The organism is Winogradskyella pacifica (genome assembly GCF_003386275.1).
Lineage (GTDB): Bacteria > Bacteroidota > Bacteroidia > Flavobacteriales > Flavobacteriaceae > Winogradskyella > Winogradskyella pacifica.
Map to the genome: position 1 here is coordinate 195101 of NZ_QREI01000006.1, position 17245 is coordinate 212345.

11 protein-coding genes are annotated in these 17245 nt (G+C 35.4%); all 11 read left to right on the top strand.

Annotated elements, in window-relative coordinates; translation table 11 throughout:
* The first annotated feature begins 138 nt into the window (after positions 1-138).
* Entirely contained in the window at positions 139-1662 is a 1524-nt protein-coding gene (locus DFQ09_RS13510; RefSeq protein ID WP_220347460.1) for an alpha-L-fucosidase, read from the top strand.
* 29 nt (positions 1663-1691) lie between these two features.
* Entirely contained in the window at positions 1692-2876 is a 1185-nt protein-coding gene (locus tag DFQ09_RS13515; protein WP_115811202.1) for a putative glycoside hydrolase, read from the top strand.
* Between the two features lie 29 nt (positions 2877-2905).
* Positions 2906-4786 (top strand): sulfatase, encoded by a 1881-nt coding sequence (locus tag DFQ09_RS13520; RefSeq protein WP_115811204.1) that lies wholly within the window; start codon positions 2906-2908, stop codon positions 4784-4786.
* A 70-nt stretch (positions 4787-4856) separates the two neighbouring features.
* Positions 4857-6740 carry a sulfatase gene (locus DFQ09_RS13525; protein WP_115811206.1) on the top strand — a complete coding sequence of 628 codons (1884 nt, stop codon included), beginning with the start codon at positions 4857-4859 and terminating at the stop codon, positions 6738-6740.
* 29 nt (positions 6741-6769) lie between these two features.
* Complete coding sequence (locus tag DFQ09_RS13530) at positions 6770-8263, top strand: arylsulfatase (protein WP_115811208.1); 1494 nt, start codon at positions 6770-6772, stop codon at positions 8261-8263.
* A gap of 192 nt (positions 8264-8455) precedes the next feature.
* On the top strand, positions 8456-9640 hold the full coding sequence (locus DFQ09_RS13535) for a DUF6786 family protein (RefSeq protein WP_115811210.1): 1185 nt from the start codon (positions 8456-8458) through the stop codon (positions 9638-9640).
* A 2-nt stretch (positions 9641-9642) separates the two neighbouring features.
* Complete coding sequence (locus DFQ09_RS13540) at positions 9643-11520, top strand: alpha-L-fucosidase (RefSeq protein WP_115811212.1); 1878 nt, start codon at positions 9643-9645, stop codon at positions 11518-11520.
* Positions 11510-13117 (top strand): sulfatase family protein, encoded by a 1608-nt coding sequence (locus tag DFQ09_RS13545; RefSeq protein ID WP_115811216.1) that lies wholly within the window; start codon positions 11510-11512, stop codon positions 13115-13117. The genes DFQ09_RS13540 and DFQ09_RS13545 overlap by 11 nt, the downstream gene beginning before the upstream one ends.
* 7 nt (positions 13118-13124) lie before the next feature.
* Positions 13125-14558 carry a sulfatase-like hydrolase/transferase gene (locus tag DFQ09_RS13550; RefSeq protein ID WP_115811219.1) on the top strand — a complete coding sequence of 478 codons (1434 nt, stop codon included), beginning with the start codon at positions 13125-13127 and terminating at the stop codon, positions 14556-14558.
* 19 nt (positions 14559-14577) lie between these two features.
* Positions 14578-16074, top strand: a complete 1497-nt coding sequence (locus DFQ09_RS13555; protein WP_115811221.1) for a sulfatase family protein — start codon at positions 14578-14580, stop codon at positions 16072-16074.
* Between the two features lie 15 nt (positions 16075-16089).
* Positions 16090-17232, top strand: coding sequence for an alpha/beta hydrolase (locus DFQ09_RS13560; protein WP_220347461.1), 1143 nt, complete (start codon positions 16090-16092; stop codon positions 17230-17232).
* Positions 17233-17245: the final 13 nt, after the last annotated feature.

A 17245-nucleotide genomic window follows, 5' to 3' on the forward strand; every position in this document is an offset into this window, starting at 1 on the left:
TTCTCAAATCAACCAAACCCCTTAAGTGTTAGGTAGTCTAAGTGTATTTGAATTTTTACAGCAACAAAATGACGGAATAGAGAAGCGTTACTAAATTAGTAAATAGTTACTTTGTAAGTGCACCATAAATAGATACAGATGTCTATAAAAACAATTACAATCATCCCTTTTTTAATGCTTAATGCCTGTATTATGTTTGGTCAAACGAAACAGGTAACAAAAACAATTGCTCCTAATTGGGAATCCATGGCTGAGAACTATAAAGTACCAGAATGGTTTCAAGATGGTAAAATTGGCGTTTGGATGCATTGGGGTATTCCGTCTTCAATAGACGAAAACAGAGCAGACGATGGTTCTCACTACGGAAGACGCATGTACGGTGATGAAGATTATGATGCACGAAATGAACCTGACAGAATGCGAACGGTAAGGTTAACGAAATGGCACACCGAACGCTATGGACCACCTTCAGAATTTGGTTACGAAAAATTTATAGCAGATTTTAAAGCGGAAAACTTTAATGCTGATGCCATTGTAGCGTTTGTTAAAGACAATGGAGCGCGTTTTATTATGCCTGTAGCCACACATCATGATAATTTTGATATGTACGACTCCTTCTTTCCTTGGAATTCAGTTAAAATGGGACCAAAGAAAGATATCCTGAGAGAATGGAAGGATGCAGCCTACAAACACGATTTAAAATTCGGTGTATCCACACATTTATATTGGTCTCCACGCTTTTTTAGAACGGCTCGGAAATTTCAAAAAGAAGGCACACCAGAATGGGAGTTCTTTAATATGGATTATGATACCTTTAAATTTGCCAGTCAAGACAGTTGGAATGAGCATTGGTACAAACGCTCTTGGGACTTAATAGAAAAATACGACCCTGACATGTTTAATAACGATTCACCTTATCCGTCTATAAAAACAGGAAAAGGATTGGGTGTTAAGCTATTTTCCGATTATTTAAATAGAGATTTAAAAGAGAACAACGGCAAGCAAACCACTGTATTATCTTTTAAAAACACCAAAGAAAATAAAGCGGCATTTACCTACAATTTAGAACGTGGAATGTTTGGTGAGCAACAAGAGCATCCATGGATATGGGCCACCGATTTATCGGGTAGCTGGTTTTACCGAAAAAATTCGTTCACCAAAATGTCTATAGACGTTTTAATAGGAAATGCTATAGATGCAATTAGCAAAAATGGTGTGGTGATGATTAATATTGCGTTAAAAGGCGATGGTACAATTCCTGAAAATCAAAAGCAAATGCTGACTAATTTTGGAGACTTTGTAAAGATTAACCAAGAAGGTATTTACAACACCAGACCATGGAAAACCTTTGGTGAAGGACCTTTAGAAATCGTTACCAAACGCGCTGGTGAGAACTTGAAGAAGTTCTCGGAAAAAGACATTCGTTTTACAACAAAGGATGGAAATATTTATGCTTTTGTTTTAGCGTCACCAAAAGAAGATATTTTAATTGAAGTTCTAAAGACAAAAGGACTTTTACAAAAAAACATAAAAGACATACAGTTGTTAGGCAGCGATGAAACCATTCACTGGAACCGAAATAAAGATGGATTAGCTATCACATATGATTTTAAAAACATCCCAAATCAATCGGCTATTTGTTTTAAAATAATCACAGAATAACAACTTAAATAAATTAACTAAAGGTCAGAATGCATTTTAAAACGACATTTTTATTGGTTTTATTCGCCATTTCTTTAAGTGCGTGTTCCGCGCAAAAACAAGAGGTGCCCGTGGTAAAACAAAAACTACCTGAGTTTTCTTGGGATAAAATGCCTTTATATATGCACATGCGTAAATCCACGGCTTTTACAAAAAAAGAGATTACCTATCTTTCAAAATTTCCTTTAATAACGTTTGAAAAAACAACCGGAAGTAAATCATCAGGATCCACAGAAAAAGGTACTATTAAAGCGGCTAAAGCGGTAAAAAAAATAAATCCTGATGCCAAAATACTTTACTATAAAAATGTGGTCATCAATTGGAAAGGTTATTCTGAAGATGAAGATTTTTTATACCAACACCCGGAAGCCTTATTAGTCAACGCCAAAGGAGAAAAAGCCTTAATGCCTAATGGAAAAACTGGATTCTTCGATATTTCAAAAGACTATGTTCGTGAGTATTGGTTAAACCATGTAAAAAAGGTTACCGAAAGTCCGTTTATTGATGGTGTGTTCTTAGATGCTAACATTAAAGTTTTAGTGCCTTTCTTTTTTAATAGTCGTGTTGGAGAAGAAAAACGAGAAGCCATAAAAGCAGGCTATTTGTCTATGATGGCAGATTTAGATACTCAAATAGGAAAAGATAATTTACTTATTGCCAATATCATTCGCGTGCGTTCTGAATTTGAAGATGCAGGTAGAGCATACTTAAAATTCTTTGATGGATCGTACTTAGAAGGTTTTGAACGTGGAAATTCTGGCATGACTTATGAAGATTACCTTGTAAAAGGCATTGATGCTGTTCAAAAATCGGCAAGAGAAGGCAATGTGATTGCTATGTCTCTCGGGATTGGTAAAGGATTAAAAAATGCAGTAGCTGGTATTGATGATGCCAGACAAAAAGTATCTATAAATGAAAATTTCACCAAACGTTTAGACTATCTATTGGCTATTTTTCTGGTTTGTGCCGAAAAATACAGCTACGTCTATCCTCATGATGGTTATGGTGTTGGGAGTTCTGCTGTTTGGCTTAAAACCTTTCCGCAGTATGAGAAAAAACTAGGCGCACCAAAAGGCTATGCGAAACGTGAAGGCTACATTTACACAAGATCTTTTGAACATTTAGACGTTACTTTAGATATACAAAACAAAACAGCCCAATTAGATTGGAAATAAACGAACCCTTAATATTTATACATAAAAAAATGAAATCACTTTTAACATCACTTACAATTTTATTGTGCTTTTCTAACTATGCCATTAGTCAAGAAAAGAAAGATTTAGTAAAACCTAATATTGTTATCTTTTATGTTGATGATTTAGGTTGGCAAGACACAGAACTCAATGATTTAGATGAGCCAACACCATGGGAAACACCAAATATAGTTGCACTTGCAAAAGAAGGTATCAATTTCACCAATGGCTACTCGCCTGCTCCAACTTGCGCACCATCGAGAGCTGCACTGCTTTCTGGTTTGCATCCAACTAAAACAGGTGTAACACATGTAAGTGGAGGTACTGAACCTAAAACCACTAAACGTTCTAATTATGTGACGCCGTATTACCCTATAGGATTAATGCCTGAAAACTTCACCATTGCAGAAGCATTAAAAATGAATGGCTATACAACCGGACATGTTGGAAAATGGCATGTAGGAGCTCTTGACATTCAAAAATCAACGAATCAAGGTTTCGATTTTGCTTACGAATCTAGAGGTGCACACCAAGGACCTAAACGAGAAAAAAACCGTATCAACAATTTTGCAACCCATGATAAAGGAGATGCTTACCGTTTAAGTGATGAAAAATATCCTCCGTTTACAAAATCATCTCCAAACGGTATTTCATATCCAAAGGATATGGTAACAGAAAAGGCACTTGAGTTTATTAAATCTAGTAAAGACGAGCCGTTCTTTTTATACTTAGCACATTGGTTGGTACATGCACCTATTCATACTAAGAACAAGGAGTTATTACAATACTACAGTGATAAATTAGGGGTAGAAATGCCAACCAAGGATATTCCGATTAAAACAGGTGGACAAACCAACCCGTTTTACGGAGCTATGGTAACGACTTTAGATTGGAGTTTAGGACGTGTGGTAGATTTATTAAAGACAACAGACGATCCAAGAAATCCAGGTAAAAAACTAATTGAAACCACTTATATTATTTTTTCTTCGGACAACGGAGGTGTAGAAAAAGCCAATGGAGATATCGTAACAGATAACTACCCTTTAGATCAAGGTAAAAAATATGCACAAGAAGGTGGTATTAGAGTGCCTATGGTGATTAGTGGCCCTCATATTCCTAAAGACAAAACACAGGATGTATTGATCAATCAATTAGACTTTTTTCCAACGATATTAAACCTTACAAACAGTACTGTACCTAAAAAGTATAGTTCAGATTTTGATGGCTTAGATATTTCTGGGGTGTTATTGAATAATGATAAGACCGTTAAAGATGCGTCAGGACATGAAAGAGAAGATTTATGGTGGCATTTTCCTCACAATACAGATTCTCAGATGCAATCTGCACTTAGACATGGCGATTACAAATTATACAAAAATTTAATTCCTGATACTTATGAATTATACCGTTTGTATAAAAATGGAAAACGTGAAGATTTAGAAGAAAAGCATAATATTGCAGCGCAAAATCCAGAAATCGTTAAGGACTTATCTGCAAGATTAGAAACATATTTAGAAGATTATAATGCACAAATGCCTTATAAAGATCCTTCAAAATTCAAAGAAGACGCTGTAACATCTATTCCTGTTATTACGAATGACGCGTTTGATGCAAAATCTCAAAGCGTAACTATTTCTTTAGAAAAAGGAAAATCTAAGGTCATAGAAGCTTATGCGCTTGTAAGAATTGTAAACGCAAATTTAAAAAAGAAGAAAGGCAAAAAAGGAAAGCTAGGAAAACACGATTCAACCTTAATAAAAATACCAGTAGAGTCTAGCAAAAATAATTTAGAGTACACGTTTACTATTCCTGAAGACATCATAGAATACGGTATTATCTTAATCGATGAAAATCGTTTTATGGTAAAAAGTGACTTTCATAAAATCAACTAAAAATAGAAGCATTGAATGTGATACTGTTTGGATTAAAATTACAGTATCACATGTGCTTTAAACCTATATCATGAAACATAACAGAACATTCTTAGCCATAGTATTATTGGCCTTTTCTTTCTCTAACTATGGTAATAGTCAGAAAAAATCTGATGTAATAAAACCTAATGTCATTATATTTTACGCTGATGATTTAGGCTGGCAAGACGTAGAATTAAACGATTTAGACGAACCTTGTGCTTGGGATACCCCAAATATTAAAGCATTAGCAAAAGATGCCATTAACTTTACAAATGGCTATTCTCCTGCTCCTACTTGTGCACCTTCAAGAGCTGCGCTTTTAAGTGGATTACATCCTGCTAAAACAGGAATAACCAATGTTAGTGGCGGAGGAATCCCTAAGGCTCAGAGATCTGAAAAATATATGAGTCCTTATTTTCCAGAAGGATTAATGCCTGATCACTTCACGATTGCTGAAGCTTTAAAAATGAATGGTTACAGAACTGGACATGTTGGAAAATGGCATGCTGGACATCTTCAGATTCAAAAATCAACCAATCAAGGTTTTGATTTTGCACACGAATCTAGAGGAGCACATCAAGGACCTAAAGGAGCTAAAAATCGCTTAAATGCTTTTGCTACACATGATAAAAATGATGCGTATCGTTTAAGTGAAGAAAAATACTTTCCTTTCACAAAGGAATCGCCTGAAGGAATCTCTTATCCAACAGACGCAGTTACTGAAAACGCTCTGAAATTTATAGAAAACAACAAAGAGGAACCGTTCTTTTTATATTTAGCACATTGGATGGTGCACTATCCTATTCACTCTAAAAACCGTGAATTATTAGACTATTATTGTGATAAATTAGGAGTAGAGCTTCCAGAGGTAGATACTGAATGGACTAAAGAAGGTCAGAATAATCCTTATTTTGGTGCTATGGTAACGACCTTAGATTGGAGTTTAGGTCGCGTAGTCGATTTGTTAAAGAAAACAGATGATCCAAGAAATCCAGGTAAAAAATTATACGAAACAACTTACATCATCTTTTCATCTGATAATGGTGGAGCGGAAACTCGTAGAGCAGAAGTAATGTCTGATAATGCCCCTTTAGATAAAGGTAAAAAATATTCGGAAGAAGGCGGAATTAGAGTCCCAATGCTTATATCGGGACCAAATATTCCAAAAGGAGAAACAAAAGATGTTTTAATCAATCAGTTAGATTATTATCCTACTGTTCTTAGCCTTACCAATAGTAAAATACCTGCTAAATATAGTTCTGATTTAGATGGATTAGATATTTCAGGTGTCTTGTTGAATAACCAAAACAACGTTAAAGATAACAACGGAAAACCAAGAGAAGATTTATGGTGGCATTATCCTTATGGTGGCGAGACTAAAAACCAGTCTGCTATAAGATCTGGGGACTATAAATTGTACAAAAATTTTATAACAGGTAATTATGTATTGCACCGTCTATATAAAGATGGAAAACGACATGATTTAGAAGAAAAGTTCGATATCGCTAAAGAAGAACCAGAAATTACGAAAGCCTTATCTAAAAAATTAGAAAAATATCTTAAAGATTACGATGCTAAATTACCTTATAAAGAGCCTTCAAAATTTAAAAATGATACGGATGTAGCTGCGATTCCTGTTATTGTCAACGATACTTTTGATGCTGCATCACGTAAAGTTGCTATTCAATTAGAAAAAGGAAACTCTAATATAGTTGAAAGTTATGCACTTGTAAAAATATCAGATAAGGCTAAGGCAAGAAAAAAAGGCAAGAAAAGTAAAATAAAATCTACATACATCAGAATACCTGTAGACGCTGGTAAAAATAATTTAGAATACACGTTTACGGTTCCTAAAGAAGCCATAGAATATGGTATCATCCTAATTGATGAAAATCGATTTATGGTAAAAAGTGAGTTTCATAAAGTAAAATAATTAAACGTTAAATAATAGAAATAGGAATCATGAAAACTATAGTTATTAACTGTTGCTTGTGCTTCCTATTTTTGTTTCAAATTGGTTATGCTCAAAAGCATTCTAAACCATTAAAACACAGCAGACCTAACATCATCTTTGTCATGACAGATGATCAAGGGATGGGTGATTTTTCCTGTATGGGAAATAAAGTCGTTAAAACCCCAAATATTGATGCCTTCTATGAAAAATCAACCCGTTTTACAGAATATCATGTAAGTCCTACTTGCGCACCAACACGCGCTGTGATTATGAGTGGTCGTCATGAATTTAGAGTTGGTGTTACTCATACCATTCTAGAGCGCGAACGCATGGCTTTAGATGTACACACGCTTCCACAAGTCTTGCAATCTGCAGGTTACCAAACCGGATTATTTGGCAAATGGCATTTGGGCGATGCAGATGAATACCTTCCACAAAACAGAGGTTTTAATGAAGTGTTGATGCATGGTGCTGGTGGAATTGGGCAAGTAAATCTAGGAGATTTCCCACCGAATAAAGACAATGTGTATTTTGACAATGTTTTACTTCACAATAAAACCATTGTAAAAACCAAAGGCTTTTGTACTGATGTGTTTTTTGATGCTGCTTTGGCCTGGACCAAAGAACAGATTATTACAGAAACACCTTTCTTTACGTATCTCTCATTGAATGCGCCACATGCTCCTTTGGTAGCTCCTGAAGATTATAAAAAACGTTTTTTAGAATTAGGTTATGATGAAGGCACTGCGAGTAGATATGGCATGATTGAAAACATCGATGACAACTTCGGAAAATTGATGAGCAAGCTTGAAGAATGGAATGCTCTAGAAAACACCCTAGTTATTTTTACCACAGATAATGGAGCTACACATTTAAGAGGTACTTTAAATGGAGAAAAGGTAAAACATTTTAATGCTAATCTTAAAGGTGGAAAAAACTCACCAAACGAAGGTGGCGATCACGTGCCGCTTTTCTTGTATTGGAAAGGTGTTTTAACCGAAGGAAAAGACATTAACCAACTTACCGCACATATCGATTTATACCCAACCTTTTCAGAATTAGCAGGCGTTAAATTACCAGAAAACATACAACCTTTAGAAGGTTTATCATTACTACCTTTATTAGAAGATACAGCGACAAACTGGGAAGACCGTTTACTATTTACACATTGTGGACGTTGGAAAACAGGAATGCTTAACCAAGCCAAATACACTAAAATGGCTGTAAGAAGTCAACAATGGCGCTTTGTAAATAATGCAGAATTATATGATATTATTAATGATCCTGGCGAACTTTATAATGTAGCGGCAGAACATCCCGATGTGATTGCAAAATTTCAAGAACCTTATAATGAATGGTGGTCTACCTCTATTCCACTTATGGTAAACGAAAACAGAAAGCGCACCAAAGACCAACCCTTACATATTAAGTATTATAAACAACTAGAAGCCGAAGGTATTCCCTATTGGAGTCCAAACGATATGATTACAGAAAAAAACTAAAAAGCAACGTGCAATGATTTCGAATACATCTAAAGCAGTTCAAAATATTTAAATAAGACATATTTTAGATTGAATTAGATATGACATTATCATAAAAGAAACTGCAAATTAGTAACCTTGAAAACTTTTATTTCGTAACAAAACGATTTAGATTTATAAATCATTTATCAATTACACGACCATCCCTTAACTATGACTGATAACACAAAAAAAGAAGACCGTTTTTCAAAAGACCTCAACTTTCTAAAAAAACATACAGATATTATTGTTTTGCAAGAAGGACAGAGCGCTTTAGCCATTGCTCCTCAATTTCAAGGACGTGTTATGACGAGTACTACAAATGTAACTGAAGGCGAAGGTTTTGGGTGGATTAACAAAAAAGTCATTGAAGCTGGTTTTCTTTCAGAAGAAGAACGTAAAGGGAGCTTAGAAAATCAGATTTATGTGTTTGGAGGCGAAGAACGTTTTTGGTTAGGTCCTGAAGGTGGACAGTTTTCACTCTTTTTTAAGCAGGAAGACAATTTTGAATTCTCAAATTGGAAAACACCTCCTGTTATAGATACAGAGGCTTTTACGTTGGTTTCTCATACAGATCATTCGGCGACGTTTGAACACCATTGCGAACTTATAAATAAAAGTGGAACCATTTTTAAAATGGGTATTGGACGTTCCATTTCTATTTTAAATAAAGCATCCATTGAAAATAGCCTTAGAATACAGTTTTCCGAAAACATTGAATTTGTAGGCTATCAAACCAATAATCAAATTACAAATATTGGTGATCAACCATGGAGACCTGAGACAGGTTTACCTTCTATATGGATTTTAGGAATGTATAAGCCATCACCAGAAACCACTATGGTTATTCCTTTTAAAGCTGGTGAAGAAACCGCTTTAGGACAAAAAGTGAATGACACCTATTTTGGCAAAGTACCTAAAGATTATTTAGAAGTTAAAAAGGATATTTTATTCTTTAAAGGTGATGGCACAAAACGTAGTAAAATTGGAGTCAACTCAAAACGAGCAAAAGGTATTGCAGGAAGTTATGATGCCGTAGGAAAAGTTTTGACTTTGGTGACTTATAATGCACAAGAAGCACCACATGGTTATGTAAATTCAGCGTGGGAATACCAAGAAGAACCTTATGCAGGGGATCTTATAAATGCCTATAATGACGGATCACCAGAACCAGGCGTTCCTCCAATGGGACCATTTTATGAGTTAGAAACCTCATCACCAGCAGCAGCCTTAAAACCGAATGAAACCATGGTACATATTCAAACTACTATGCATTTAAAAGGAGATGAACACGAATTAAATACCATTGCAAAAGCCACTTTAGGTGTAAGCTTAAACGATATTATAGAATCGTTATAATCATGAAGCGATTAAAAATCCATACCGCAATGATTTATTCACTATTTACAGCCTTAATAGTGCTATATAGCTGTACAACAAAAGAAAAAGCTAATGCATCCCAAAATGAGAGTTTCAATCAAACTGATAATTGGGTGGTTTTAGACAAAACAGATGCAGACCAATCTGGAACTACGTTTTCTTGGAATTTTAATATGAAACAGCCGTCCGATTATGTCCTTCAAATGGTTTCAACTGAAGCATCCTTTAAAAATAATGAATCTGTAAAAATAAAAATAGGTGAACAAGAATTTGAAGCATCCTTGTTGAAAAACTATAATATCAATTTGAATGACATAGTTTCAGAATTCAAACATAAAATTCCATTAAAAAATACAGGCAAACAAAAACTTTCTATAACGACTGAGGCCGATTTTAAAAGTCTAAGAGTCATTCCGCATTATAAAAAACCTATTGGTTCGGGTAAGTATCATCAAGAATGGTTAACCATGCATCAATCCAAGGAAAAACAAGATGCGCTACAACGGTTTAAAGAAGCCAAACTCGGCATGTTTATTCATTGGGGATTATATTCACAAGCTGGAGGTCTATGGAAAGGCACTAAAATTAATAACGCACCACATCCAGGACCAAAAGTTGCGGAATGGTTAATGTATGCGTTTCAAATTCCTAGAGAAGACTACAGAGAACTAGCTAAAACCTTTAATCCAGATAAATCCTTTGCGCAAAATGTGGTAAAATTAGCTAAGGATGTTGGTATGAAATACATCGTTATCACTTCAAAACATCATGATGGTTTTGCGTTATTCGATTCAAAACATTCTGAATTTGATATGGTTGACGCCACGCCTTACAAAGCAGACATCATAAAAGAACTGTATAACGCTTGCTTAGAAGAAGGTATAGATTTTGGAGTGTATTATTCTCATGGTAATGATTGGATGGATGGCACCGATGGGAATTACAAGAACATCAAAAAAGTAAACGATTCTTTAGGAATTTATACACACCCAACAGGTAAGAATTTATGGGATCCAAGTAAAAATACACATGAAGAATATCTTCAACACAAAGCCTATCCACAAATAAAAGAACTATTAACCATGTTACCTGAACTGCGATTAATCTGGTTTGATGGCACAGGTTTTACTACGGAAGCACAAGCCTTTCAGTTTTATAAACTCGTTTATGATAGCAATCCAAACGTATTAGTCAACCGAAGAGTGGGTTATGCATTTGGAGATTATTTAGATACAGGAGATAATAAGATCCCTTCGGCATCCGAAAAGCTAGAAAAATATTGGGAAACCTGTGGGACAACTAACAATTCTTGGGGTTATAAATCTTATGATGACGATTGGAAAAGCCCTAAAGAACTACTCTACTACTTTGTAGACATCCTATCTAAAGGTGGAAACTATTTATTGAATATTGGTCCTGATGGAAAAGGTCATGTACCCGAAACTAGTGCAGAAAACCTACGTGAGATGGGAAAATGGATTCATAAAAATGCAGATGCCGTCTATGGAACATCGCGTTGGAAAACACCAAACGAAGGCCAAGAAGAAACCTTATTAGACGGCACAGGCCATAGAGCGGCTAAAGGTTTTCAACGAAATTTCACATCTAAAGACTTTTGGTTCACGACTAAAGGAAACAAGGTTTACGCTATTTCACTCACAAATACAGAAGGAGAAATTCTAATAAAATCGCTAAAAAAAGGAGAAGGAGAAATTGAAGAGGTAAAACTATTAGGAAGCGAAAAAAATCTTAGTTGGAATCAAAATGGAAATGGCTTACAAACTACAGTAACAGATATACCTAAAGATGCCTTAGGTTATGTTATTGAAGTGACTTTAAAAAACAATTATGAAAACTAAAACCATTCAAATTCTTGTAATCAGTGGCCTATTATTGGCATCATTATTTGTACTCACAAGTTTTGACCATAATAAGCCAACAGAACAACCTATAAACAAAAAGCCAAACATTATATACATTTTGGCGGATGATTTAGGCATTGGAGATTTAAGCATCTATAATGAAAACAGTAAAATACAAACACCGCATTTAGATCTAATGGCTAAAGAAGGCATGCGATTTACAGATGCGCATACCTCGTCTGCAGTATGTACACCAACACGGTACGGCATCTTAACCGGACGTTACAATTGGCGCACACCATTAAAAGAATTTGTGACTTGGGGGAACTCGCCGAGTTTAATTCAGAAAGACAGATTAACCGTTGCACAAATGCTAAAAGATAAGGGTTATAAAACAGCAAATATTGGAAAATGGCATTTGGGTTTAAACTGGACCATGAAAAACAACAGCCCAGAGTTTGATCATTTTTCAGACAAATCAGATCGTTTAAATTTCAAGGAAATTGATTATAGTCAGCCTTTAAAATTTGGACCAAATGACATGGGATTTGATTATTCCTTTATGATTTCAGCATCCTTAAACATGCCACCTTTTGTCTATATTGAAAATGACAAAGCCACCATGGTACCAACTGGCATTTCCTCTCAAACAAAAAAACAATCGCCATATGCCACTTGGATAAGAGGAGATATTGCAGACGATTTTAAACATGAAGACGTCCTACCAAACATCGTAAATAAATCGATTTCTTTTATAAAGGAGAATGCCAATAAAGACCAACCGTTTTTTATGTACATTCCCTTACCTTCTCCTCACAATCCAGTATTACCAATTGCGCCATGGAAAGGTCAAAGTGAAATTAAAAGCCCTTATGCCGATTTCGTAATCATGATTGATGATTTAATGGGTACTATTTTTGAAACGCTAAAAGCACAAGGCATCGACGAAAATACTATGGTGATTTTTGCGAGTGATAATGGTTTTGCTACTACCAACGATTTAAAAACCTTAAGACAAAAAAAACACAGTCCAAGTTATGTCTATAGCGGCTACAAAGGAAGCTATTTAGAAGGTGGTCATCGCGTCCCATTTTTAGTAAAATGGCCAGAGAAAATTAAACCAAATTCAGTTTCTGATGCCACAATATGTACTACGGATTTTATGGCAACATGTGCAGATATTATAGGTTATGATTTTAAGGATAACGAAGCTGAAGATAGTTTCAGCATGATGCCTTTATTAACCAATGAAGGCACCTATTTAAGAGATGCTACTATTCATCATGACAAATACGGTGTTTTCGCTATTAGAAAAGGAGACTGGAAATTAATTGTATCGCCAAACTCAGGTATTATGGCGTCTGGAGAAACAAAAAAACACAAAGGTGTTTCAGCTGAAGAAATCCTATACAATTTAAAAAAGGACGTCAAAGAGAAGAATAATGTTGCAGAGCAATTCCCAGAAAAGGTTAAAGAATTAAAGGATATATTAATTCAACAAATAAAGAACGGCAGAAGTACTCCTGGAAAAGTTCAAGAAAACGATGCTATTTCTGGTGAATGGCCTCAAGCAAATTTTGCGTTTAAAGACTAATTTAAAAATGAAAAATAGCCTAACATTTTTTGTGTTACTCTTTGGTCTAAATATCTATGCTCAGACTGAAAAGCCGAATATTTTATTCATTTTTTCAGACGATCAATCTTTTGAAACTATTGGCGCAAATGGACAAACCATTGTAGAAACGCCTAACTTAGATAAGTTAACCAAAACCGGGACAACGTTTACACATGCCTACAATCAAGGATCTTGGGCAGGAGCTGTATGTATTGCGAGTAGATCTATGATCATTAGTGGTGCTAGTGTTTGGAATGCGCAAAACACCATTAAAGATATTAAAGCTAAAAAGAAACAATCTTGGCCAGAATTGATGCAAGAAGCCGGTTATACCACCTATATGAGCGGAAAATGGCATGTGCCGATTCCCGTAAATTCGGTGTTTAATGTTGTTAAAAATGTTAGAGCTGGAATGCCTAAAAGTGTTAAAACAGCGTATAACAGACCCATTGAGGGGGAAGATTTAGACACAGCTTGGTTACCATGGGATACAAAAAATGGTGGTTTTTGGCAAGGTGGAACACATTGGAGTGACGTTTTAGCCGATGATGGTGTTGCATTTCTCGAAAATGCCAAACAAGACGACAAGCCTTTTTTTATGTACTTGGCTTTTAATGCGCCACACGATCCAAGACAAGCACCAAAAGAATATATTGATAAATACCCTTTAGACAACATCCAACTTCCAGAAAATTATCAGGATTTATATCCGGATATGGGAGAAAATGGAGTACCAAAAATTAGAGACGAAAGATTGGCACCATTCCCAAGAACACCGTATGCTATAAAAGTGCACCGACAAGAATATTATGCGAGTATCACGCACATGGATGCACAAATCGGTCGTATTTTAGAGGCGCTTGAAGCATCAGGAAAAGCTGATAATACCATTATTATTTTTACTTCAGATCATGGTTTGGCTGTTGGACATCATGGCTTAGTTGGTAAACAAAATATGTATGAGCATTCTGTTCGTGCGCCGTTTATTATTTCTGGTCCAGGTATAAAAGCAGCTTATAAAATAGAAACACCTATTTATCTTCAAGATGCGATGGCAACGTCTTTAGAGCTAGCGGAAATTTCAAAACCCGAGTATGTCACCTTTCAAAGTGTACTTCCATTACTGCAAAATGAAAAGAACAACCCTTATGAAATTATTTATAGTGCTTATTTGGGAACACAACGCATGCTCATTAAAGACCATTGGAAATTAATTGTTTACCCAAAAATTAAAAAGAAAAAACTGTTCAACCTTTTAGAGGATGAATTTGAAATGAATGATTTGGCAAACAACCCAGAATACAGCAACAAAGTAATTGAAATGACGCATTTATTAGAGGTTGAAATGGATAAAAACAATGATCCTATGACCTCTTTAGAAGCTGCAGATTATTCGGTTTCTAAAAAAACAAAACATTAATAAGATATACAGCACACGAATGAACATTTTAAAATGTCTTTTCCTATTAATTTTAGTAACTTCTTGTAAGTCTAGTACCACTATCAAAAAACAAGATGCGACTGTTAAAAACACAGCCCCTAATATTGTTTATATTTTAGCGGATGATATGGGATATGGCGATCTTTCCTCCTTAAATCCAGAATCAGGAATTCAAACGCCATACATGGATAACATATTAAAAGCAGGAGTTCATTTTACAGATACACATTCCAATTCTTCCGTATGTACACCTACACGATATGGAATAATCACAGGACGCTATGCTTGGAGAAGTCCATTGAAAAAAGGCGTGCTACATGGCTACAAACCCGCTTTAATTGAGGACGACAGACCAACGATTGCTTCATATCTTAAAAGGAATGGCTATACAACGGCTTGTATTGGAAAATGGCACATTGGTTTAGGGATGCAACCTAAAGATGGAGAAACTACTGTAATAGCAAAAGATGGCGTTAGTAATGTTGATTTTAGCAAACCAATAAAAGACCCAAGCGATTTAGGTTTTGATTATTCATACACCACGCCTGCATCATTAGACATACCACCTTATGTGTATATCGAAAACGGAAAAACAGTAGAATTACCAACAGAATACACAAAAGGAAAAAATGCAGGTCGCGGTGTAATGTGGAGACCAGGAGAAAAAGCACCCAACTTTGTATTTGAAGAGGTATTAGATCATTTTACAAAAAAATCTGTTGCTTTTATCAGTGAGCAACAAAATGTTGATAAACCTTTCTTTTTGTATTTCCCCTTAACTGCTCCTCACAAACCATGGTTGCCAGTAGGTGAAGCAATAGGTAGATCTGAAGCAGGACTTTATGGCGATTACGTAACGATGGTAGATGATGCTGTTGGTGCTGTTGTTGACGCTTTAGAAAAATCAGGTCAATTAAAAAACACCTTAATTATAGTAACTTCTGATAACGGTTCTAATTGGACAGAAAGAGATCAAGAAAAATATCCGCACCGTGCCAATTATATTTACAAAGGTCGAAAAGCAGATATTTATGATGGCGGTCATCGCGTGCCTTACATTGCACAATGGCCAGGCGTCATTCCTGCAGGATTGAAATCGAATCAATTAATGTGTACAACAGATTTGTTTGCGACATTATCAGGCATATTGAATCAACCTAATGTACAAGAAGGTGCTGAAGACAGTTACAATCTTTGGCCAGCTTACACTTCAGATGTAAAATCACCAATTAGAGAAGCCGTTGTACATCATTCAATTTACGGTATGTTTTCCATTAGAAAAGGTAAGTGGAAATACACTCCACAATTAGGTTCTGGCGGATTTACAAAGCCGAAAACCATAGAACCAAAGCCCAACGAGGCACCAGGAACTTTATATGATATGATTAATGATCCAGAGGAAAAAAACAATTTGTATAACGAACATCCAGAAGTTGTTGAAGAATTAAACAACCTTTTAGAGACTTATAAAAGTCAAGGATATAGTAATAAATAGGAATACAGCAGAATTATGATACGATCTAGAAAACTCAAATTACATATTTCATTGCTTGTCCTTTGTGTCACCTGTTCTTTTTTTAAAGGATTAGCGCAAACAGATGACCAATCAAACGGAGCATATCGTGAGATGTACATCAAAAAAAATTGGGTTAAATTAGATACAAACAAGGATGGTCAATTTTCAGAACATGAAAACAAACGTAGATGGAAACCATTAAAACGATTGGATAAGAATGCCGATAATCAGGTGAGTTATGAAGAATTCTCAGCACTTCAAATCCCTTATTTAAATACTGGAGGTGAAAGAAAATTGAACGTTTTATACAAAGAAACCGAAGAAGAAAATTTATATCTTGATATTTACTATCCAAAAAACAGAAAAGTAGATCAAAAGTTACCTGTGGTCATTTACACACATGGTGGCGGTTGGGCAGCAGGCAGCAGACATGGCGCGGCAAATGCGTCTTTTAACACAGTGCATACAGCGCTTTTAGAAAAAGGCTTTTGTGTGGTATCTGTGAGTTACAGACTTTGGGAAAACGGAGGAGAAACTAGCATGAGAGATTGCGTAATAGACAGTAAAGATGCCATGCGTTATCTATCTAAACATAATGAGACATTAGGAATAGATCCCAATCGGTTTTTCTCTTTTGGAGACTCTGCTGGTGGTCAAATTTCCCAAATGCTATTATTAAGTGCGCCAGAAACTTTAAAAGGTGATCCTGATTTAGCTTCCTATACTTATAAAATGGTTGCAGGAGTATCGTGGTATGGTCCTTGCGATTTCGAAGATATAAGTTTATTTAATCATGATGACAGTCCTGTTTCTAAAGATAGATTTGGGCCAAGAATCACAAAACCGAATACTAAACCTAAAGATAAATTATTGCTTTATAAGGAAATGAGTCCTATTAATTATTTACATAAAAACAGCGCTCCGCTATTAATGATTCAAGGAGACAAAGACACCACAATACCTGTAAAGCATGCCTATTACATGAAAGAAAAAGCTACTCAAATTGGCGCACCTGTAACAACAGTCATCGTTAAAAATGCAGGTCATAATTGGCGAAAAGTAGGTGCAGATATTAACCCAACACGAGAAGACATAATTAATACAACTGTAGATTATTTCATCTCTCATTTAAAATAAACGGAATATTATT